Here is a 21,363-nt window from a genome sequence, read left to right as displayed (position 1 = left end):
TCCAGATTCGAGTGTAATTCAAATGTAATGCTATACTGCATTACAAAATTCCCCTTTCCGGAGGCATAATGGCCACGCTCAATGTTCGACTGGACGATAAACTCAAAAAAGAGGCTTATGCCGTGCTGGAGAAACTCGATATGACACCAACGGAGGCGGTACGCCTGCTGTTTCAATACATTGCGGAAAATGGCCGCATGCCGGTGAAAAGTATGACCATCAGTGATGGCGAAGCGGCGTTATTACGCACCGTTCGCGAACGGCTGGAAAACCCACGGCCGGGGGTTAAGGTGAGTCTGGATGACCTATGAACTGGCGTTTGATCCACGAGCCTGGCGCGAATGGCAGAAGCCTGGCGAGACGGTCAAAAAACAGTTCAAAAATAAGCTCCAGCAGATTGTGCAGAATCCGCGAATTGAGTCGACCAGGCTGAGCGATTTACCGGATTGCTACAAAATCAAGCTTAAGGCGTCAGGTTATCGGTTGGTGTATCAAGTACGAGATAGTGTGGTGGTGGTTTACGTTATTGCCATTGGCAAAAGAGAGAAAGCGGCCGTTTATCATCAGGCGAATAAACGGCTCTAAACGCTATCGCAAATGATGTACGACCTGGTTGCTGCTGCCGCGCCAGATAAGCGCCGGATCTTTCAAATCCTGCACAAACTTACCGTCAACCAGCACGTTAATCAGGTTCACCACCTGCATTTGCGCCTCATTCAGCTCATCAAGTTTATAGCCGGTCCAGACCCAGATATCTTTGCCGGGGCATTCGGCGCGCACGCGCTGAACCAACTTTAAAATATCCGTGACGTTCTGCGGATGCAGCGGATCGCCGCCGGAGAGCGAAAGCCCCTGGCGTTTGATGCGGGTGTCGTTGAGGTCGGCGATGATACGGTCGGCCATCTCAGCGGTAAACGGCATACCGGAGTTCACCCGCCAGGTGCTTTTGTTGTAGCAGCCGGGGCACTCGTGGACGCAGCCGGAGACAAACAGGGTGCAGCGGGTGCCGGGGCCGTTGACGATGTCGACGGGGTAGTACTGGTGATAATTCATTTTCGCTTCTCAATTAACGCCAGAGCGGCGTTGGCTGCGCTCACTCATCCCAGTCACGTACTGAATGTACGCTCCTGGGGATTCCTTCGTTTGCCGCCTTGCTCTGACGTTAATTGCTTTGCGAAAACGGAGGAATGCGGCCATTTCCTGGCGTCGCTGCGCTCGGCCGGGCTACAACAGTGGTAGTGGTAGCCCGGATAAGGCGCTGCGCGCCGCTATCCGGGAACGGCTCCTTAGTGGCCAAACGGCTACGGGGCCGGTCCCTTCTCCCCGTTGGGGAGAGGGTGAGGGGCTAAACCAGCTGGAATTAACCAATCTGCCCATTACCCAGGTGCTTCACGCGGCGCTTCACTTCTTCCTGCTTGCCGGCGTTGAACGGCCGCGCGTCCGGGCTGCCGAGATAACCGCACACCCGGCGGGTAACGGAAACGCGGGCGGCGTCGTGGTTACCGCATTTCGGGCAGGTAAAGCCCTTGCTGGTGCACTCGAACTCGCCGGTAAAACCGCACTCGTAGCACTCATCGATCGGCGTATTGGTCCCGTAGTACGGCACGTGCTGATAGCTGTAATCCCACACGTCTTCCAGCGCCTTGAGGTTATGCTGGATATTCGGGTACTCGCCGTAGCAAATGAACCCCCCGTTGGCCAGCGGCGGGTACGGCGCTTCGAAATCGATCTTGTCGTACGGGTTGACCTTCTTCTCCACGTCGAGGTGGAAGCTGTTGGTGTAGTAACCTTTGTCGGTTACCCCTTCCACCACGCCAAACTCGGCGGTGTCGAGACGGCAGAAGCGATCGCACAGGTTTTCGCTCGGCGTGCTGTACAGGCTAAAGCCGTAGCCGGTTTCTTCCTTCCACAAATCGACGGCGTCGCGCAGGCGCTGGACGATGGCTACGCCTTTTTCACGCAGCGCCTCGCTGTCGTACATATGCTGGTTGCCGTACAGCGCATTGATGGTTTCATGGATACCGATATAGCCCAGAGAAATGGACGCGCGGCCGTTTTTGAAGATCTCGGAGACGTCGTCGTCGGCTTTCAGCCGCACGCCGCAGGCGCCTTCCATATACAGGATCGGCGCCACGCGAGCCTTCACTCCTTCCAGGCGGGCGATACGGGTCATCAGCGCTTTGCGCGCCAGCTGCAGGCGCTCGTCCAGCAGCGCCCAGAAGGCGGCTTCATCGCCTTTCGCTTCCAGGGCGATGCGCGGCAGGTTGAGACTGATCACGCCGAGGTTATTGCGTCCATCATGCACCTGCTCGCCGTTCTCGTTTTCCCATACCCCGAGGAAGCTGCGGCAGCCCATCGGCGTTTTAAACGACCCGGTGACTTTCACCACCTGATCGTAGTTGAGGATATCCGGGTACATGCGCTTGCTGGCGCACTCCAGCGCCAGCTGTTTGATGTCGTAGTTCGGGTCGCCGAACTTATGGTTCAGGCCGTCGCGGATCGCGAACACCAGTTTCGGGAACACCGCAGTTTTGCGATTTTTACCGAGGCCGGCAATGCGGTTGCGCAGAATCGACTGCTGGATCAGCCGCGATTCCCAGCTGGTGCCAAGGCCGAACCCGAAGGTGACGAACGGCGTCTGGCCGTTGGCGGTATGCAGTGTGTTAACCTCATACTCCAGCGACTGGAAGGCGTCGTAGCACTCTTTTTCGGTACGGGCGCGGGCATAGCCTTCGGCATCCGGGATCTGCCACTCTTCGGCGATTTTGCGATGCTTTTTGAAGCTTTCGCTGACGAACGGCGCCAGCACTTCATCGATGCGGTTGATGGTGGTGCCGCCGTAAATATGGCTGGCGACCTGGGCGATGATCTGCGCCGTCACCGCGGTGGCGGTAGAGATAGACTTCGGCGGCTCGATCTCCGCGTTGCCCATCTTAAAGCCCTGGGTCAGCATGCCTTTCAGGTCGATCAGCATGCAGTTGAACATCGGGAAGAAGGGCGAGTAATCGAGGTCATGATAGTGGATCATGCCGCGTTCGTGAGCCATCACCACATCGTGGGGCAGCAGGTGCTGCCGGGCGTAGTGCTTGGCGACGATCCCGGCCAGCAGGTCGCGCTGGGTCGGGATGACTTTACTGTCCTTGTTGGCGTTTTCGTTGAGCAGCGCGGAGTTGGTCTGCTCGACGAGGCCGCGGATCTCCTGATTGAGGCGGCCGCGCTTCTCACGCTGGCTATCGCGGTCATGGCGATACTCAATGTAGGCGCGCGCCAGCTGCTTATAGGGGCCGGACATCAGCTGGTTTTCCACCGCGGTCTGGATCTCGTTGATGTCGACCTGGGCGCGGCCCTGCATTTGTTGGCTAACGACTTCTGCGACGGTGGCGCAATAGTCTGCGTCATCGACTCCCGCTGCTTTAGCTGCACGCAGAATTGCTTCCTGAATGCGCTCTGAGTTGAACGGCACTTTACAGCCATCACGTTTCATCACATGCGGTGTCATGATCACTCCATATATAGAACAGGTTATCCACAGAGGCGGAGGTTATCCCGAAGGCGCTGCACGCTACGGCTCGTGCTGTTTACCTTCGGATCCGGCCCGTTTTATCCACATCTCATCACCGCCAGACATCGACAAGATATGGTGACATAATAGACGATTAATACAACATGTTGGGCCGAGGCGCATTTTAAGTTCTATATGTAGTGATTTGCATCAAAGATGTTTGCGATTTTATTGACCCAGAACAAGGTAAAAAGGTGAGAGTACGGATGATGGGCGCTGGCGATAAATGTAAATTTAGGCGCTTAAAATATAAGCAAAAATCGAGCCCGTTCAGGCATGAAACGGGCAAATATTCAGGCAATCAACGTATCGTTAAGCAGATCGACCAGCAGTAGCAGGGCATAGCGAGCCTGCTGCGGGTCAGCGGGCAGCGGCAGGATGGCGCTGGCCATATCGCCAAGGGCGTGCTGTTCCGGCGTCAGAGCAATAATGGTCACTCCCTGCGTGCGCGCCTGCAAGGTGGCGCTTTGCAACACAGGGTTGGCCTCGGCAGTGGCCAGCACCAGCAGCAGATGATCGTCATTGAGGGTGCTGGCGGTCAGCCGCATCAGCGCCGCATCCTGACAGAGATTAATCGCGATGCCGGAGGGCAGTAGCTGATGCTGGAGCAGCGCGGCCAGCGTCACGTCCTGGGCGCCAAGGGCGAAGCAGTGTACCGCACGGGCGCTCAGCAGGCGCGATTTACACTTTTCCACCGCCGCTTCCGCGGTATGGCCGAGCTGACGAGTTAGGGTAACGCCAAGGCTGCTAAGTTTGTCGCGCCAGGCGACGGGCAGGGCGGCGCTGTCCGGCGTAAGCCAGCTGGCGCGCCGTTCGCTGGCCTGCGCCAGCTGTTTACGCAGATCACGAATATCATCGCAGCCCACCGAGCGGGCGAAGCGGGTAATGGTGGCAGGGCTGACCCCCGCGCTGGCTGCCAGCTCGTCAATAGAGGCGCTGGCGGTAAAGCTTAGATTTTGTAGAATAAAGGTGGCGACGCGCGACTCCTGGGCACTAAAGCGGCGCATTCCTTCCTGCAGCTGACCTACGATATCCATCCTCATGTTCCCTTTGGCAAAACCCGCATTTGAAAATATTTTTCAATTATCGACTGTCTCTCTTTATAGCACTCACGACGCATATTTCCTATGGTCAGAGCAGTAAAGGGTGACGCCTTGGCGATAAAAATGCGCAAAAATTGAGCCTCGATCACATCGGTGAAAATTATTTTCATATAGCCTTCACTATCACACAATATTAACAATATAGTCGTCCAGGCCCTGAGGGCTGAAGCGATAACACGTAAAGGGGAAGCGCAATGCCACGAATCGTACTCTGTTGTGCCGCAGGCATGTCGACCAGCATGCTGGTGAACAAAATGAAAGCAGAAGCCCAGCAGCGTGCGCTGGCGCTGGAAATCTATGCGGTGGCGGTGGCGGAATTTGAACGCGAATTGCCAAACGCCGACGTCATCCTGCTCGGGCCGCAGGTTAAATATGAAGCCGGACGGCTAACCGCGCTGGCCGCGCCGCAGGGCAAGGCGGTGGCGGTGATCGATATGGCTGACTACGGCATGATGCGCGGCGCCGCGGTGTTGGATAAAGCGCTAGCCCTGCTCGAACACTAATTTTCTCATCCCGTTTTTCATCATCATCACGTGCGGTTCTGGCGATCGCGCGCGGCGCTCTGTATGCCGAAAATCCGAAAAGAGGACACTATGCAAGCACTGAAAATTGCCGTTATCGGCGGCGGCAGCAGCTACACGCCGGAGCTTATTGAAGGGATTATCGTTCGTTACGAGCAGCTTCCGGTCACAGAGCTGGCGCTGGTAGATGTCGAATCCGGCCGGGAAAAGGTGGAGATCATCGCCGCGCTGACCCGGCGGATGCTGAAACATAAAGGGCTGGAGCAGGTGGCGGTCAGCGTCCACTTTACGCTCGATGAGGCCATCCGCGGCGCCAGCTTTGTGCTGACCCAACTGCGTGTCGGACAGCTGGCGGCGCGCGCCGCCGATGAGCGGCTGGGTCTCAAGTACCACCTGCTGGGCCAGGAGACCACCGGCGTCGGCGGTTTTGCCAAGGCGCTGCGGACGATCCCGGTGATCCTTGAGGTGGCGCGCAAAGTGGAACAGCTGGCGCCGGAAGCGTTCATTCTCAACTTTACTAATCCGGCGGGGATCGTCACCGAGGCGGTCAGCCGCTACAGCAAGGCGAAGATCATCGGCCTGTGCAACGTGCCGATCAACATGCAGCACATGATCGTCGGGATGCTGGGCGCCCAGGAGTCCGAAGTAAAACTGCGCTTTGCCGGGCTCAACCATATGGTCTGGGTGCATAAGGTGCTACAGGGGCGCGAGGATGTCACCGGCAAGGTGATCGACATGCTGTGCGACGGTAAGGCGCTGTCGATGAACAACATTAAAGAGCTGCCGTGGCCGGCGGAATTCCTGCGCGCGCTGAAGGCGATTCCGTGCCCCTATCATCGCTATTTTTGGCTGACGCCGGCGATGCTGGCGGAAGAGATCGCCGCGGCGAAAACCAAGGGCACCCGCGCCGAACAGGTGATGAAAGTCGAGCAGGAGCTGTTTGCGCTGTACGCCGACCCGCAGCTGGAAGAAAAACCGGAGCAACTGAGCTTTCGCGGCGGCGCCTACTACTCGGAGGTGGCCGTCGAGCTTATCAACGCGATCTACAACAACCTGGGCGCGGAGATGGTGGTGAATACCCGCAACAACGGCGCGATTCATGGTCTGGATGATGATGCGGTGGTGGAAACCAACAGCATTATTGATGCGCAAGGGGCGCGGCCGCTGGCGTTCGGCCCGCTGCCGCCGGCGATGAACGGCCTGACCCAGCAGGTGAAAGCCTTCGAGCGGTTGACGATTGAAGCCGCGGTACACGGCTGTCGCGAAAGCGCACTGCTGGCGCTGGTGACCAACCCGCTGGTCGGTAACGTCACCGATGCCCAGGCGCTGCTGGATGAAGTATTAACCATCAACCGTCAATGGCTGACGCAATTTAACTGACCGCTATTTCCCCTCGGGAGCACACCATGTCGAATACAAGCTGGATTGAACGTTACGTCATGCCGGCGGCGCTGAGAATCGCCGGGCAAAAGCACGTCCTGTCGGTGCGCGACGGCATCATTCTCAATATGCCGTTTATGTTGATTGGCTCATTCTTCCTGATTTTCGCCTACCTGCCGATCCCCGGCTATGCCGATATGATGAGCAGCCTGTTTGGCGAGGTCTGGCGCGATAAAATGTTGTACCCGGTGAAAGCGACCTACGACATCATGGCGCTGATTTCCAGCTTCGGCATCGCCTACCGGCTGGCGGAGAAGTATCGCACTCTCGATCCGCTGAGCGCTGGAGCGATGTCGCTGGTGGCCTTCATGATGACGATCCCGCAGAACACGCTGTTTACGCCGGTACACGGCGCGGCGGAGGTGATTAAAGGGGTGATCCCGGTGAGTATGGTCGGCAGCCAGGGGCTGTTTGTCGCCATTGTCATTTCGCTGCTGTCGACGGAGATTTATCGTTTGGTCGCCAGCCGCAATCTCGTTATCCGCATGCCGGACGGCGTGCCGCCGGCAGTGGCGAAATCATTCCTCGCCCTGATCCCCGGCTTCTGCGTGCTGGCGGTGGTGCTGGCGCTGCGCCTGGCGGTCGAGGCCTCGCCGTTCGGCGACATCAACAGTATGATCGCCACCCTGATTGGTATTCCGATGCACCACGTCGGCGGTACGCTGCCGGGCATGATTATTTCAGTCATTTTGATTGGTATTTTGTGGACCCTGGGCCTGCACGGCGACGCGATCGTACTGGTGTTTATCCAGCCGGTATGGCTGTCGAATATGTCCGAGAACCTGACGGCCTTCCAGAACGGTCAGCCGATCCCGCATATCATTACTCAGCAGTTTTACGATCTGTGGATTGCCCCCGGAGGTACCGGCGCGCTGCTGGGGCTGGTGATTTTTATGTTGCTGCGTAGCCGTAGCCAGCAGATGAAGCAGCTGGGGAAAATTGCCGCGCCCGGGGCATTGTTTAACATCAGCGAGCCGATGGTGTTTGGCATCCCGCTGGTGATGAACCCGTACTTTTTCCTGCCGTTTATTTTAACGCCGGTGCTGCTGGTGATCGTGTCCTATACCGCGATGGCGACCGGGCTGGTGGCGCCGCCCGCCGGAATCGCGCTGCCGTTCACCACGCCGATCTTCATCAGCGGCTATCTGGCGACCGGAGGGCATATCTCCGGCACGGTGCTGCAGGTGGTGAATTTAGCGATTTCGCTGGTGGTCTACTATCCGTTCTTCCGCGCCTGGGATCGGCTAAAGGCAAAAGAAGAGCACGCCTCGGCGCAACCACAAGCGAGCGCTGCGATTGCTGATGCCGACCGCGCATAACTTCCAGCCTGACGAATCGTAGCCCCGGTGAGCGTTGCGCCACCGGGGAAAAGCGTTATCCCTGCAGCCACCATATCGCTTCGAACGGCCGCAGCGTCAGCCCGGTCGGGCGCGGGGTGGTCTCGGCATAGTTGCTGATGATCATCTTCCACTCGCCCGGGGCCTCAGCGGGCTGCCAGGCCTGCAGCTCGCGGCTCAGGTTAGCGGCGACTACCAGCGTTTGCCCCTGCCACTGACGACGATAGCACCACAGCGACGGATGCTCCGGCAGCAGATCCTCGTAATCACCCCAGGTCAGTAGCGGCAGGGTTTTACGCAGCGTAATCAGCTGCTGATAGGTATAAAACACCGAATCGGGGTCCGCCAGCGCCGCCTCGACGTTGATCTCCTGGTAATTATCGCCAAGGCCGATCCACGGCTCACCGTCGCTGAAGCCACCGTTCTCGCCGGCGTGCCACGGCATCGGCGTGCGGCTGTTGTCGCGCGACTTGCTGGCGAGGATCGCCAGCAGTTCGTCCGGGCTTTGCCCCTGCGCCGCACGTTCGATAAACATATTGTGGCTTTCGACGTCACGGTAATCGCTGATGCTGCTGAAGTGCGGATTGGTCATGCCGATCTCTTCGCCCTGGTAGATATAGGGCGTGCCCTGCATGCCGTGCAGCACCATCGCCAGCATCTTCGCCGCCGTCACCCGGTACTCGCCTTCGTCGCCAAAGCGCGACACGATGCGCGGCTGATCGTGGTTACACCAGAACAGCGCGTTCCACGCCCGATTGTGCATTCCCTGCTGCCAGTGGCGGAACAGCGCCTTCAGCGCCACATAGTCCGGGCGGGCGAGGGTCCATTTCTCTCCGCCGGGATAATCGACTTTTAAATGGTGGAAGTTAAAGGTCATCGACAGCTCGCGGCCGTCCAGCGCGGCGTACTGCTGGCAGTGCTCCAGCGAGGTGGAGGACATCTCGCCGACGGTCATCAGGTTACGCGGGGTGAAGACATCGCGGCTCATCTCCTGCAGGAACTCATGCACCCGCGGGCCGTCGGTATAGAAGCGGCGGCCATCCCCGTCCAGATCGCAGGGAAAGGTCTGGTCTTTTGAGATCAGGTTGACCACGTCGAGGCGCAGACCGTCGACGCCGCGGTCAGCCCAGAATTCGCAGACCTTTTTCAGCTCGGCGCGCACCGCCGGATTCTCCCAGTTGAGATCCGCCTGCTCAATGGCGAACAGGTGCAGATAATACTGCCCGCTGTCGGCGTGCCACTGCCAGGCGTTACCGCCAAATTTAGAGCGCCAGTTGTTCGGCAGGGCGTCCGGTTCGCCATCGCGCCAGATATAGAACTGGCGGTAGGGACTCTCCTTATTCAGCGACTGACGGAACCATTCATGTTCGGTCGACGTGTGGTTCAGCACCATATCCAGCACGATGCGGATGCCGCGGGCCTTTGCCTCCGTCACCAGGGCGTCAAAGTCGGCCATCGTGCCGTAGGAGGGATCGATGGCGGTGTAGTTCGCCACATCGTAGCCGTTATCCACCTGCGGTGAGACGTAGAACGGCGTCAGCCAGATGGCGTCGACCCCAAGCTTTTGCAGATAGTCGAGGCGGGAGGTGACGCCGCGCAGGTCGCCGGTACCGCTGCCGGTGGTATCCTGAAAACTCTTCGGATAGATTTGATAAATAACGCCGTTTTGCCACCAGTGGGGGAGATGATTCATAGTACTTTCCTGCTGCAACGAGGGGCGCCAAAGGCGCCCCGAAAGAAGAAGTTAGACAATCTGCAAGGTGCCCTGACGGTACTTGCGCTGATACACCACGCTGGTGAGGATAATCGGCACCACCACCGCGATAGCCATCGCCATGGCGTACACCTGCCAGTAGGTAGGCTGGATGGAGAGGATCCCCGGCAGGCCGCCGACGCCGATGCCGTTCGCCAGCACGCCGTTCAGGCCGCACAGCAGGCCGGCGAGGCCAGAGCCAATCATTGCGCACAGCATCGGGAAGCGGTATTTCAGGTTGATACCGTACATCGCTGGCTCGGTGACCCCGAGATAGGCGGAGATCGCCGCCGGTACCGAGATTTCACGTTCATTCTGCTTGCGGCTGGCGATGATGATGCCAACCACCGCCGACGCCTGGGCAATATTCGACAGCGCAATCAGCGGCCATACCGGGGTACCGCCCATGCTCTGGATCATCTGCATATCGATAGCGAGGGTGGTCTGGTGGACACCGGTAATCACCAGCGGCGCGTAGAGGAAGCCGAACAGCGCGGCGCCGATCGGCGCGAAGCTGCCGGTTAACAGATGGCGTACCGCGAAGGCCACGCCGTCGCCGATCAGGCGGCCGAACGGACCGATAATGGCGTGCGCGAGGAACACCGCGAGGATCAGCGAGCAGACCGGGACAATCACCAGGTAGAGGTAGTCAGGCACAATGCGCTTGAGGCGCGTCTCGATAAAGCCTAAGGCCAGGCCAGCCAGCAGGGCCGGGATCACCTGCGCCTGGTAGCCGACTTTGGCAATGGTAAACAGGCCGAAGTTCCACACCTCCGGCACCTGCTGGCCGAGGAGATAGGCGTTCATCAGCTGCGGGGAGACGAGGGTGACGCCAAGGACGATCCCGAGGATCGGCGTGCCGCCCATCTTCTTCACCGCTGACCAGCAGATCCCCACCGGCAGATAGAAGAAGATCGCCTCGCCAATCAGCCACAGGAAGTCATAGATGGTTTTCAGCGACGGGTGCATCTGGGCCAGCGTCTGGCCATTGCTCATGGGCAGGTCGCCGATAACGTTGCGGAAACCGAGGATCAGACCGCCGCTGATCAGGGCCGGCAGCAGGGGAAAGAAGATCTCGGCGAAGTGCGAGATTAATTGTTCATGCCACTTCATATTTTGCCGCGCGGCCTGCTTGACCTGCTCTTTGTCGGCGGAGGTCTGGCCGGTGGTCGCCAGCAGGGCCTTGTAGTAATCGCCCACCTCGGTGCCGATGACCACCTGGAACTGGCCGGCGTTAGTGAAGCATCCCTTCACCATGCGCAGCTGCTCAATCTCTTTTGGTCTGGCGATGGCCGGGTCGTTCAGCACAAAGCGCAAACGGGTAATACAGTGGCTGACGGTGGCGATGTTACCGCGCCCGCCCACCAGTTCGATCAGTTTATCGATGTCCTGCTGGTTTACTTTGCTCATGATGAAGCCTCAAAAACAGAGGGGAGAGATGCCGTTTTTACCTTGAGGGCATCCTAACCGTTCCGCTTAATTTGCAAAATGGGAACGTTCCCGAAACCCGGCGACGATCACATAAATCGCCCGAGCGAGATTAATTGAGGGCGGCGGGAATCACGATCTGGCGGGGATCGACGCTGCCGGCGATCTGCTCGATCAACTGCCGGGCGGCCCGGCGTCCGGACTCGGCATAGCCCGGATCGACGGTCAAGATTTCCGGGTGGAGAAACTTCATCAGCGGCGTGCTGCCGACGCTGGCGAGCTGCAGCGCATCGCGACCCTGCTGCTGGAGGTACTTGCTGGCGCCGAGGGCGAGGGTATCCGTCGCGCAGACCAGGGCGCTGGTTTCAGCCGTCAGCACGCTGGCGACGGTGTCATATCCCTGCTTCATGCCCAGCCCCGGCAGGGCGGCGGTGGGCGTCAGACGATGCTTTTTACAGAAGGCGAGGTAGGCCAGATGGCGGCGTTCGCCGGTGGTGACGTCGCTGTGCGGTACGCCAAGAAAACTGATGTGGCGGTGTCCGCGATCGTAGAGCCGCTGCATCAGCAGCGTGATGGCCCCCTCGTCGTCATAGCACACCGAGGCGAAGCCGGGAGCGTCGCGGGCCATCAGCACCAGGGTGTCGCGCCAGGGGGCGAGCATCGCTTCGTCGATGCCGGTAAAACCGAACAGTACCACGCCGTCAATATTGCGCCGGGCGAGCATGCCGAGATGCTCCTCCACCAACGCCGGGGAGAACTGGCTCTCCATCATAATCGGATCGTAACCCTGCTCATAAAAGGCGGGCAGCATGGTCTGCACGGCAAGGTTTTCCGACAGCGAATCGAGACGGGTGACGATAATCGCCACCACTTTATCGCTCTGGCCGCGCATGGCGCGGGCGGAACGGGAGGGCGAGAAACCGTGCTGCTGCATCACCGCTTCGACGCGCTCGCGGGTCCGTTCGCTGACCCCGCTCTCGTTGTTAAGGACGCGGGATACCGTCGATTTCCCTACGCCGCTTAAGCGCGCGATATCTTTGATGGTCAGCCGGTTCTGCATGCGGAATTCTCGTCAGGGATGGTAGAAGTGAGCCTAATGCTACTCAACCAAACCGCAATGAGCAAAGTCTGGTTTACGTTCGGTTTAGTTGCGCGGGTTTATCATCGCCATTATTGCCACACAATCCTCAGCGAGGGCGCTATAATTCGCGCCGTTTATATTCACTTACCGGAGATAGTTATGGACCCCGATCCCACTCCTCATCCTCGACGGAGCAACCTTTCTTTCCGGTAAGCCTGTTTAACACTGCTTTACCGGAAAGCGTAAAGCAGTGACGTCCTTGATGTCCCTGCCATAAAAATAACATGCCTGACAGGTAGGTTTTGCTACGCCCGTCGGCAACGCTGCGTTCGCTTTGGCGAGCGCGGAGGGACTGTTTATGCTGAAAAATTATACCCGGCAGCTGTTCGCGCAGCTTAGCCGCCATCTGCCACGTCGTTTAGTCCAGCGCGATCCGCTGCCGGACGCCCGCCATCTGGCGAGTGGCCCCATTCCTGAATCGCTTGGTCAGCATTGCCTGAACGTGGCGGCGATGGACGACCAGGAGATCTGGCGCGCCTTTGACAGCCACCCTGAAGGGCTCAATGAAGGCGAAGTGGCGGCGAAAATTCTCAAACATGGTGACAACCAGATCCCGGCGCAGAAGCCCTCCCCGTGGTGGGTGCATCTGTGGACCTGCTATCGCAACCCGTTCAACCTGCTGCTGACCGTGCTCGGCATCGTCTCCTATTCCACCGAGGATCTGTTCGCCGCCGGGGTTATCGCCCTGATGGTGGGGATCTCGACATTGCTCAATTTCATCCAGGAGGCGCGCTCGACCAAAGCGGCGGATGCGCTGAAGGCGATGGTGAGCAACACCGCCACCGTGCTGCGGGTGGTGAACGAGCAGGGGGAGAGCCGCTGGCTGGAGCTGCCTATCGACCAGCTGGTGCCGGGCGACATTATCCGGTTGTCGGCGGGGGATATGATCCCGGCGGACCTGCGTATCCTGCAGGCGCGGGATTTATTCGTCGCCCAGGCCTCGCTGACCGGCGAATCGCTGCCGGTGGAGAAAGTGGCCCGCAGCCGCGATCCGCTGCAGCAAAACCCGCTGGAGTGCGACACCCTGTGCTTTATGGGCACCAACGTGGTGAGCGGCTCGGCGCAGGCCATCGTCTTCGCCACCGGCGGCCGCACCTGGTTTGGCCAGCTGGCCGGCCGCGTCAGTGAACAGGAGAGCGAGCCGAACGCCTTTCAGAAAGGCATCAGCCGGGTCAGCATGCTGCTGATCCGCTTTATGCTGGTGATGGCCCCGGTGGTGCTGCTGATCAATGGCTACACCAAAGGCGACTGGTGGGAGGCGGCGCTATTCGCGCTGTCGGTGGCGGTCGGCTTGACGCCGGAGATGCTGCCGATGATCGTCACTTCGACGCTGGCGCGCGGGGCGGTGAAGCTGTCGAAGCAAAAGGTCATCGTGAAGCACCTCGACGCCATTCAGAATTTCGGCGCGATGGACATCCTCTGCACTGATAAAACCGGCACCCTGACCCAGGATAAGATTGTGCTGGAGAACCATACCGACGTCTCCGGCAAGGTCTGCGAGCGGGTACTGCATGCCGCCTGGCTCAACAGCCACTACCAGACCGGCCTGAAAAACCTGCTCGACACCGCGGTGCTGGACGGGGTTGAGCTGGATGCCGCCCGCGGGCTGGCGGAACGCTGGCAGAAGGTAGATGAGATCCCCTTCGACTTCGAACGCCGCCGCATGTCGGTGGTGGTGAAGGAGGATGACGCCGCGCATCAGCTGATCTGCAAAGGGGCGCTGCAGGAGATCCTCAACGTCTCGACCCAGGTGCGCTACAACGGCGATATCGTACCGCTGGACGACACCATGCTGCGCCGCATTCGCCGGGTGACCGATACCCTCAACCGTCAGGGACTGCGGGTGGTGGCGGTGGCGACCAAATACCTGCCGGCCCGCGAAGGCGACTACCAGCGCGCCGATGAGTCGGACCTGATCCTTGAAGGTTACATCGCCTTCCTCGATCCGCCGAAAGAGACCACCGCCCCGGCGCTGAAGGCGCTGAAGGCCAGCGGCATCACGGTGAAGATCCTCACCGGCGACAGCGAGCTGGTGGCGGCGAAGGTGTGCCATGAAGTGGGACTGGATGCTGGCGAAGTGGTGATTGGCAGCCAGATCGAAGCCATGAGCGACGACGAACTGGCGGCGCTGGCCAAACGCACCACGCTGTTCGCCCGCCTGGCGCCGCTGCATAAAGAGCGTATCGTGACGCTGCTGAAACGCGAAGGTCACGTGGTGGGCTTTATGGGCGACGGCATCAACGACGCCCCGGCGCTGCGCGCGGCGGATATCGGCATCTCGGTCGACGGCGCGGTGGATATCGCCCGCGAGGCGGCGGATATCATTCTGCTGGAGAAGAGCCTGATGGTGCTGGAGGAGGGGGTAATCGAAGGCCGCCGCACCTTCGCCAACATGCTCAAGTACATCAAAATGACCGCCAGCTCCAACTTCGGCAACGTCTTCAGCGTGCTGGTGGCCAGCGCCTTCCTGCCGTTTCTGCCGATGCTGCCGCTGCACCTGTTGATTCAGAACCTGCTGTACGATGTTTCCCAGGTGGCGATCCCGTTTGATAACGTCGATGATGAGCAGATCCGCAAACCGCAGCGCTGGAACCCGGCCGATCTCGGGCGCTTTATGGTCTTCTTTGGACCGATCAGCTCGATTTTCGATATCCTCACCTTCGGCCTGATGTGGTGGGTGTTCCACGCTAATACCGTGGAGATGCAGACCCTGTTCCAGTCCGGCTGGTTTATCGAAGGGCTGCTGTCGCAAACGCTGATTGTGCACATGATCCGCACCCGGCGCATTCCGTTCGTTCAGAGCCGGGCCGCCTGGCCGCTGTTCGCCATGACCCTGGTGGTGATGGCGGTGGGGATCGCGCTGCCGTTCTCGCCGCTGGCTAGCTACCTGCAGCTGCAGGCCCTGCCGCTGAGCTACTTCCCATGGCTGGTAGCGATCCTGGCGGGCTATATGGTGCTGACCCAGGCCGTGAAGGGCTTCTACAGCCGCCGCTACGGCTGGCAGTGAGGGACGCGTTTTCGGCTGACCCACGTAAAAAAGGCAGCCTGCGGGCTGCCTTTTTTCATGCCGACGAGAGCGATCAGCGACGCACGGCGATGGCTTCGATCTCGATCTTCACGTCTTTCGGCAGACGTGCGACTTCAACGCAGGAGCGCGCCGGGAAGGTGGCGTTATGCTCGGTGAAGAACGTTTCGTAAGTGGCGTTAACGGTAGCGAAATCGTTGAGATCTTTGACGAATACGGTGGTCTTGACGATATCGCCGACGGTGAGGCCAGCGGCTTCAACGATCGCTTTCACGTTGTTCAGCGACTGGCGCGCCTGCGCGGACACGTCTTCCGGGACGCTGCCGGTTTTCGGGTCGACCGGGATCTGGCCAGAGGTGATGATCATGCTGCCGAGGTCAACGCCCTGAACGTAGGGGCCAATCGCCGCTGGTGCATTTTCCGTCGCAATAGTTTTGCTCATGTTATCTCCAGATGAACTGAGTAATGTTACGCAAAATCATTCAGGTTGCCGCCAGGCGGTAAGCGCTGTATCGCCGGCGCAGACGCCGCCTGAAGGACGAAGCGTAGGGTGGTAGCCATTATAGGGAGGCCTACCACCAATACCAACCGCATTTAGTTGGCCAGCACCACATAATGAGAAAACTCTTTTTCGCAGTATTTGCATTTGAGTGCGATGTCATCAGCGCGTTTTTTCACTGCAAAACTGGAAGAAACCGGTTCGGCGTGGCTGATACAGTTGCTGTTCGGACAGACCAGCACGCTGTCGATACGATCCGGCAGGCTCGGGCGGGATTTGCCCACCACTTCGTAATCATCAATGCGGTTTACCGTCGCCTGCGGGGCGTACAGCGACAGCTGGTTAACCTGCTCGTCGGTCAGGAAGGTGTTCTCGATTTTAATCAAATCCTTGCGGCCCATCTCGCCGGAGGGCAGGTTCAGGCCGATGGTGATGCGCTGGTCGGTTTCGGTCAGTTTGAACAGGGTGAGCAGCTTAAAGCCGACCTGCGCCGGGATATGGTCAATCACGGTGCCGCGTTTGATCGCTTCTACCTGCAGTTTATTGTCGTGTGTCATCTCTCATTCCCCCTTACAGTGCCAGCTCGCTATTCAGTACCAGTGCCAGTAACGCCTGGCGGGCGAAGATGCCGTTACCGGCCTGCTGGAAGTACCAGGCGTGCGGTGTTTTATCGACATCGGTGGTGATTTCGTCAATGCGCGGCAGCGGATGCAGCACCTTCATGTTGGCGCGCGCCCCTTCGAGGTCGGCGGCGCGCAGGACGAATTGCGCTTTGACGTTGGCGTATTCCGACGGATCCAGACGCTCTTTCTGCACGCGGGTCATGTACAGAATATCCACTTCCGCCATCACGTCGTCGATGGCGCTATGCAGGCTCCAGGCGATGCCTTTTTCATCGAGCATATCGAGGATGTACTGCGGCATGGCCAGCGCGTCCGGGGCGATGAAGTAGAAGCGGTTGCCGTTGAATTTGGCCAGCGCCTGGGTCAGGGAGTGGACGGTACGGCCATACTTCAGATCGCCGACCATCGCCACGTTGAGGTTTTCGAGGCGGCCCTGGGTCTCCTGAATGGTGAACAGGTCGAGCAGGGTTTGGGTCGGGTGCTGGTTAGCGCCGTCGCCGGCGTTCAGTACCGGCACGCCGCCGGAGAATTCGGTCGCCAGGCGCGCGGCGCCCTCCTGCGGATGACGCATCACGATGGCGTCGACGTAGGTGCTGATGACGGAGATGGTATCCGCCAGCGTTTCCCCTTTTTTGCCCAGTGAGGTGTTGGCGCTGTCGGAAAAGCCGACCACGCTGGCGCCCAGGCGGTGCATCGAGGTTTCAAAAGAGAGGCGGGTGCGGGTCGAGGCTTCAAAGAAACAGCTGGCGATAACCTTATGCTTCAGCAGCTCGGGTTGTGGATTGGCTTTCAGCTTTGCCGCCGTCGCCAGCACCAGTTCGAGGTCTTCGCGGCTGAGATCGTTTATGGAAATGATATGTTTTTGATATAGCGGGTTAGCCATGCTTATCTCCTGACGCCTGGGCAAAAAAAAAGCCCCTTAAATAAGGGGCTTCGGGAATCCAATGAGCAACGGAAAGAAAAACGGCAGGCCAGCGTCTGCATTGAGACGCGCTAAGACAGAATGTCGTACGCAATTGGCCATGCTTCCTCCCGGCAAAACGACTGGCATTATACGCAGACCGTTATGACGATCAAGCGATTCATTCACAAACAGGTAATCGTTTGCCTGTCGAAAAGTGCGCCAGCGCAAAGAAGCGTGAAACTGTACTGGTATGGCAGCCGCGATGGGGGTATAACACGATAAAATGAAATGCTGTTTTATATTTGAGGTAAGCAATGATTATTGGCAATATCCACCATCTGCAGCCATGGCTGCCTGCCGCGCTGCGCGAGGCTATCGAACACGTTATCGCTCAGGTCAGCGAGGCGACGCCGCTGGGTAAACACGATATCGACGGCGACAACCTGTTTTATCTGATTTCTGAAGACACCACCGAGCCGCAGGCCGCGCGCCGCGCGGAATACCATGCTCGCTATCTCGATATCCAGATTGTGCTCCGCGGCAGCGAGGGGATGACCTTCAGCACCTTGCCGCCAGGAGAGCCGCAGACCGACTGGCTGGCGGAGAAAGACATCGCTTTTCTTGCCGAAGGCCAGCAGGAGAAAACGGTGATCCTTAACGAAGGGGACTTTGTGGTGTTTTATCCCGGCGAAGTGCATAAACCGCTGTGCGCCGTAGGCGCCCCGGCGAAGGTGCGCAAAGCGGTGGTGAAGATGCTGATGGCGTAAAATGGCGAACCGAATCCCGGATGAACGCCGTGCCATCCGGGACACAGCCGCGAGCGAGGGGCTATTTGCTCAGCGTCGCCACCATCACCGCTTTGATGGTGTGCATCCGGTTTTCCGCCTGGTCGAAGACCACGCTCGCCGCCGACTCAAACACCTCGTCAGTCACCTCCATGCCGCCGTGCAGGCCGTAATCGGCAGCCATCTGTTTGCCCAGCGTGGTCTGGTCGTCGTGGAACGCCGGCAGGCAGTGGAGGAACTTGACCTGCGGGTTGCCGGTCAGCGCCAGCATCGCGCTGTTAACCTGATAGTCGCGCAGCAGGGCGATACGTTCGGCCCATTTTTCCTTCGCCTCGCCCATTGAGACCCAGACGTCGGTATAGATAAAATCGGCGCCTTTCACCCCTGCGGCGATATCTTCCGTCAGGGTGATGTTGCCGCCCTGCTGTTTGGCCAGCGCGGTGCAGGTCTCCACCAGCGCGGCCTCCGGCCAGCAGGCCGATGGCGCCACCAGGCGCAGATCCAGACCGGTCAACGCGGCGGCTTCCAGCATCGAATTGCCCATGTTGTTGCGCGCGTCGCCGGCGTAGACCAGCGTCATCTGGTTAAAGGCTTTGCCCGGCAGATGCTCTTTCATGGTCAGCAGGTCCGCCAGCAGCTGGGTGGGGTGGAACTCGTTGGTGAGGCCGTTCCACACCGGCACGCCGGCGTATTGCGCCAGGGTCTCTACCACTTCCTGGCCGTGGCCGCGGTACTGAATGCCGTCGTACATCCGTCCGAGCACGCGGGCGGTGTCCTTGATCGACTCTTTATGGCCAATCTGGCTGCCGCTGGGCCCCAGATAGGTCACGCGGGCGCCTTGATCGTATGCGGCAACTTCGAAAGAGCATCGTGTACGGGTTGAGTCTTTTTCGAAGATGAGCGCGATGTTTTTTCCTGCCAGTTTCTGGACTTCGATACCGTTTTTCTTATCGGCTTTCAGCTTTGCCGCCAGCTCGAGCAGGGCGGTGATTTCTGCAGGCGTAAAATCGAGTAACTTTAAAAAATGCTTCTGGTAAAACGCAGACATGGTTCCCTCACCTGGCATAGGCCACTAATTGAATTAAAATTCAATTTATATGTATGAATATTCATTTGCAAGTCTGTGATCGAAATCTTTCACTGAGAAGTGGAGGCAATGACGGCGGTATGTGACAATAGGGATAACTGCCGCACATTATGAGGAACGAGCCATGGCAAACCCGGAACACCTGGAAGAACAGCGTGAAGAGACGCGTCTGATTATCGAAGAGCTGCTGGAAGATGGCAGCGATCCGGACGCACTGTACACGATTGAGCATCACCTCTCTGCAGACGATTTCGAAACCCTGGAGAAAGTGGCGGTGGAAGCGTTCAAGCTGGGCTACGAAGTGACCGAGCCCGAAGAGCTGGAAGTGGAAGAGGGTGACATGGTCATCTGCTGCGATATTCTGAGCGAATGCGCGCTGAACGCAGACCTGATCGATGCCCAGGTGGAACAGCTGATGACGCTGGCAGAAAAATATGACGTCGAGTATGACGGTTGGGGCACCTATTATGAGGACCCGAACGGTGAAGACGGCGACGACGATGGTGTTCGCCACTAAGTCGCAAATGTCGTAGATGGATACGGCGGCGCCTGCCGCCGTATAGCAAGGAACCTCCATGGATTACCCGCAGATTCTTTCCCCGATTATCAACTTCCTGCACTGCCCGACGCCGCAGGCGTGGATTGACGAAGCCCGCAAGCCGGAAAACCTGCCGCTGCTGCTGACCGACCATATGGTGTGCGAGCTGAAAGCGGCGCAGAACGCCATGCTGCTGGTGCGTCGCTACGTCGCGGATAAAGCTGACGCCGACGAACTGTTGGCCTGCCTGAAGCCGTACGAAGACTTCACCTACCGCCGGGGGCCGGAGCCGGATTTTGTCACCCTGCATAAACGGATCAACAAAAGCGCCATGCCGCAGACCGACGACCCGTGGGGCCGCCAGCTGCTGGACAGCATGATTTTGTTGATTAAAGAGGAACTGCATCATTTCTGGCAGGTGCGGGAGATGATGCTGGCGCGCGATATCCCCTACGTCAAAATCACCGCCAGCAACTATGCCCGCGGCCTGCGGCGCGAAGTGCGCTCGCATGAGCCGGTGATGTTGATCGATAAGCTGATCTGCGGCGCCTATATCGAGGCCCGCTCTTGCGAACGCTTTGCCGCCCTGGCGCCGTGGCTGGACGACGATCTGCAAAAGTTCTACCTGTCGCTGCTGCGCTCCGAGGCGCGTCACTATCAGGACTATCTGGATCTGGCGCAGAAGATTGCCGGAGAAGATATCAGCGAGCGGGTGCGCCAGCTCGGCGAGGCGGAAGCGGCGCTGATCCTCCGTCCGGAGGCCGAGTTCCGCTTTCACAGCGGTGTGCCGGTAGCGGCGTAACCCACGATATTCGGGCCCGGTAGTCACTAACACCGGCAGTTTCAAGAGAGATAGCGTTGAGAGCTTCAGCTCGCAATGGTACGGGCCGTAGGTCGGGTAAGGTTAGCCGCCACCCGACAAAAAAACGGCACCGCGAGCACGGGTAAGGTGCCAGCGGTGCCATCCGGGACATACCCCGGCTCGCGCTGTGCTTAGCCGGGCTACCGAACTGTAGCCCCGGTAAGCGTAGCGCTACCGGGGACGCCTGCGATATCGAGGCGCTACAGCGTTTTCAGCATCCGTACTTCGCAGTCCACGTGGCCGGTGCAGCCCAGCGGTCCGTCAATGTGCTCGAAGCCGAGATGTTCATATAAGCCGATCGCCTCCGTCAGGAAGGCGGTGGTTTCCAGATAGCAGCGCTTAAACCCTTGTTCGCGGGCGTAGTCCAGCGCCAGCAGCGCCAGCTTCTTCGCCAGCCCCTGGCCGCGGGCGCTGGTCATAAAATACATTTTCTGCAGCTCGCAGATATCCGGCTCGCTGCAGGCGAGCGGCGCGACGCCGCCGCCGCCAACCACTTCCCCCTCTTGCTCCACCACCCAGTAGGCGGAGCCCGGCTGGCTGTACAGCTCATACAGCTCATCGAGATTCGGGTCGGCGACCGTATAGCCTTTATCGGCGGTCAGGCCATATTCAGCCGAGACCTGGCGGATGACCCTGGCGATGGCGGCATTGTCTGCCGCCGTAATGCGACGCAGCAACGTCGCCGCGGGGACGCTCGTATTCATACAATGACTCATTACCCAAAAAAGACGAATGATGATGTTAATAACATCGCG

The 21,363-nt window shown here is 59.0% G+C and carries 23 protein-coding genes; 9 read left to right on the top strand and 14 right to left on the bottom strand.

What is annotated here, in order from left to right:
• Positions 1-68 precede the first annotated feature (68 nt).
• On the top strand, positions 69-311 hold the full coding sequence (locus tag IB144_RS23465) for a type II toxin-antitoxin system RelB/DinJ family antitoxin (RefSeq protein ID WP_002886901.1): 243 nt from the start codon (positions 69-71) through the stop codon (positions 309-311).
• Entirely contained in the window at positions 301-585 is a 285-nt protein-coding gene (locus tag IB144_RS23460) for a type II toxin-antitoxin system RelE/ParE family toxin (RefSeq protein WP_040216106.1), read from the top strand. Before IB144_RS23465 ends, IB144_RS23460 begins: the two co-directional genes overlap by 11 nt.
• Positions 586-588: 3 nt before the next feature.
• On the opposite strand, the gene nrdG is transcribed toward IB144_RS23460, so the two are convergent.
• The 4 genes from nrdG to IB144_RS23440 form a co-directional block, all read right to left on the bottom strand.
• Entirely contained in the window at positions 589-1,053 is a 465-nt protein-coding gene (gene nrdG / locus IB144_RS23455) for an anaerobic ribonucleoside-triphosphate reductase-activating protein (protein ID WP_032418146.1), read from the bottom strand.
• Between the two features lie 307 nt (positions 1,054-1,360).
• Positions 1,361-3,499: an anaerobic ribonucleoside-triphosphate reductase gene (gene nrdD, locus IB144_RS23450; RefSeq protein ID WP_004186701.1), complete on the bottom strand. Its 2,139-nt coding sequence runs from the start codon at positions 3,497-3,499 to the stop codon at positions 1,361-1,363.
• Positions 3,500-3,855: 356 nt separating this feature from the next.
• A complete protein-coding gene (locus tag IB144_RS23445) occupies positions 3,856-4,599 on the bottom strand; it encodes a MurR/RpiR family transcriptional regulator (protein WP_002886905.1) in 744 nt (247 codons plus the stop codon).
• 2 nt (positions 4,600-4,601) lie between these two features.
• Entirely contained in the window at positions 4,602-4,775 is a 174-nt protein-coding gene (locus IB144_RS23440; protein ID WP_032425422.1) for a hypothetical protein, read from the bottom strand.
• A 129-nt stretch (positions 4,776-4,904) separates the two neighbouring features.
• Here IB144_RS23440 and IB144_RS23435 point away from each other — a divergent pair, with 129 nt between their 5' ends.
• The 3 genes from IB144_RS23435 to celB all read left to right on the top strand — a co-directional run bounded on the left by IB144_RS23435 (position 4,905) and on the right by celB (position 7,945).
• Positions 4,905-5,168 carry a PTS sugar transporter subunit IIB gene (locus IB144_RS23435; protein ID WP_014908078.1) on the top strand — a complete coding sequence of 88 codons (264 nt, stop codon included), beginning with the start codon at positions 4,905-4,907 and terminating at the stop codon, positions 5,166-5,168.
• A 90-nt stretch (positions 5,169-5,258) separates the two neighbouring features.
• A complete protein-coding gene (locus tag IB144_RS23430; protein WP_004192387.1) occupies positions 5,259-6,566 on the top strand; it encodes a 6-phospho-beta-glucosidase in 1,308 nt (435 codons plus the stop codon).
• Between the two features lie 26 nt (positions 6,567-6,592).
• Complete coding sequence (celB, locus tag IB144_RS23425) at positions 6,593-7,945, top strand: PTS cellobiose transporter subunit IIC (protein WP_004146783.1); 1,353 nt, start codon at positions 6,593-6,595, stop codon at positions 7,943-7,945.
• A gap of 55 nt (positions 7,946-8,000) precedes the next feature.
• On the opposite strand, the gene treC is transcribed toward celB, so the two are convergent.
• The 3 genes from treC to treR all read right to left on the bottom strand — a co-directional run bounded on the left by treC (position 8,001) and on the right by treR (position 12,204).
• Positions 8,001-9,656 (bottom strand): alpha,alpha-phosphotrehalase, encoded by a 1,656-nt coding sequence (gene treC / locus IB144_RS23420; protein WP_021463204.1) that lies wholly within the window; start codon positions 9,654-9,656, stop codon positions 8,001-8,003.
• Between the two features lie 51 nt (positions 9,657-9,707).
• Positions 9,708-11,126, bottom strand: a complete 1,419-nt coding sequence (gene treB / locus IB144_RS23415; RefSeq protein ID WP_004186710.1) for a PTS trehalose transporter subunit IIBC — start codon at positions 11,124-11,126, stop codon at positions 9,708-9,710.
• Positions 11,127-11,256: 130 nt separating this feature from the next.
• Positions 11,257-12,204, bottom strand: coding sequence for a trehalose operon repressor TreR (treR, locus tag IB144_RS23410; RefSeq protein ID WP_004192384.1), 948 nt, complete (start codon positions 12,202-12,204; stop codon positions 11,257-11,259).
• A 379-nt stretch (positions 12,205-12,583) separates the two neighbouring features.
• Between treR and mgtA the strand changes: the two genes are divergently transcribed.
• Positions 12,584-15,292 (top strand): magnesium-translocating P-type ATPase, encoded by a 2,709-nt coding sequence (mgtA, locus tag IB144_RS23405; protein WP_009309303.1) that lies wholly within the window; start codon positions 12,584-12,586, stop codon positions 15,290-15,292.
• A 73-nt stretch (positions 15,293-15,365) separates the two neighbouring features.
• Here the strand turns inward: mgtA and ridA are convergent, their stop codons facing one another.
• The 5 genes from ridA to IB144_RS23380 form a co-directional block, all read right to left on the bottom strand.
• Complete coding sequence (ridA, locus tag IB144_RS23400; protein WP_040190179.1) at positions 15,366-15,752, bottom strand: 2-iminobutanoate/2-iminopropanoate deaminase; 387 nt, start codon at positions 15,750-15,752, stop codon at positions 15,366-15,368.
• Positions 15,753-15,904: 152 nt separating this feature from the next.
• Positions 15,905-16,366 carry an aspartate carbamoyltransferase regulatory subunit gene (pyrI, locus tag IB144_RS23395; RefSeq protein ID WP_002886927.1) on the bottom strand — a complete coding sequence of 154 codons (462 nt, stop codon included), beginning with the start codon at positions 16,364-16,366 and terminating at the stop codon, positions 15,905-15,907.
• 13 nt (positions 16,367-16,379) lie between these two features.
• Positions 16,380-17,315 carry an aspartate carbamoyltransferase gene (gene pyrB, locus IB144_RS23390; RefSeq protein WP_002886928.1) on the bottom strand — a complete coding sequence of 312 codons (936 nt, stop codon included), beginning with the start codon at positions 17,313-17,315 and terminating at the stop codon, positions 16,380-16,382.
• Positions 17,316-17,317: 2 nt separating this feature from the next.
• Positions 17,318-17,377 carry a pyrBI operon leader peptide gene (locus IB144_RS23385; protein ID WP_227650304.1) on the bottom strand — a complete coding sequence of 20 codons (60 nt, stop codon included), beginning with the start codon at positions 17,375-17,377 and terminating at the stop codon, positions 17,318-17,320.
• On the bottom strand, positions 17,352-17,456 hold the full coding sequence (locus IB144_RS23380) for a pyrBI operon leader peptide (protein ID WP_002886930.1): 105 nt from the start codon (positions 17,454-17,456) through the stop codon (positions 17,352-17,354). Before IB144_RS23380 ends, IB144_RS23385 begins: the two co-directional genes overlap by 26 nt.
• Before the next feature lie 194 nt (positions 17,457-17,650).
• On the opposite strand from IB144_RS23380, the gene IB144_RS23375 reads away from it, so the two are divergent.
• Positions 17,651-18,103: a YhcH/YjgK/YiaL family protein gene (locus IB144_RS23375; protein WP_016529390.1), complete on the top strand. Its 453-nt coding sequence runs from the start codon at positions 17,651-17,653 to the stop codon at positions 18,101-18,103.
• A 61-nt stretch (positions 18,104-18,164) separates the two neighbouring features.
• On the opposite strand, the gene argF is transcribed toward IB144_RS23375, so the two are convergent.
• Positions 18,165-19,169: an ornithine carbamoyltransferase gene (gene argF, locus IB144_RS23370; protein ID WP_004178387.1), complete on the bottom strand. Its 1,005-nt coding sequence runs from the start codon at positions 19,167-19,169 to the stop codon at positions 18,165-18,167.
• Positions 19,170-19,332: 163 nt separating this feature from the next.
• Here argF and rraB point away from each other — a divergent pair, with 163 nt between their 5' ends.
• On the top strand, positions 19,333-19,725 hold the full coding sequence (gene rraB, locus IB144_RS23365; protein ID WP_149358944.1) for a ribonuclease E inhibitor RraB: 393 nt from the start codon (positions 19,333-19,335) through the stop codon (positions 19,723-19,725).
• A gap of 58 nt (positions 19,726-19,783) precedes the next feature.
• Positions 19,784-20,548, top strand: a complete 765-nt coding sequence (gene miaE, locus IB144_RS23360; protein ID WP_004178389.1) for a tRNA isopentenyl-2-thiomethyl-A-37 hydroxylase MiaE — start codon at positions 19,784-19,786, stop codon at positions 20,546-20,548.
• 260 nt (positions 20,549-20,808) lie between these two features.
• Here miaE and IB144_RS23355 read toward each other — a convergent pair whose 3' ends face one another.
• Positions 20,809-21,312: a GNAT family N-acetyltransferase gene (locus IB144_RS23355; protein ID WP_004152275.1), complete on the bottom strand. Its 504-nt coding sequence runs from the start codon at positions 21,310-21,312 to the stop codon at positions 20,809-20,811.
• Positions 21,313-21,363 lie beyond the last annotated feature (51 nt).

This window comes from Klebsiella sp. K4, assembly GCF_014596785.2.
Lineage (GTDB): Bacteria > Pseudomonadota > Gammaproteobacteria > Enterobacterales > Enterobacteriaceae > Klebsiella > Klebsiella pneumoniae.
Note: the sequence above shows the minus strand (reverse complement) of the source record. Positions and strands in the feature narration are given on the sequence as shown.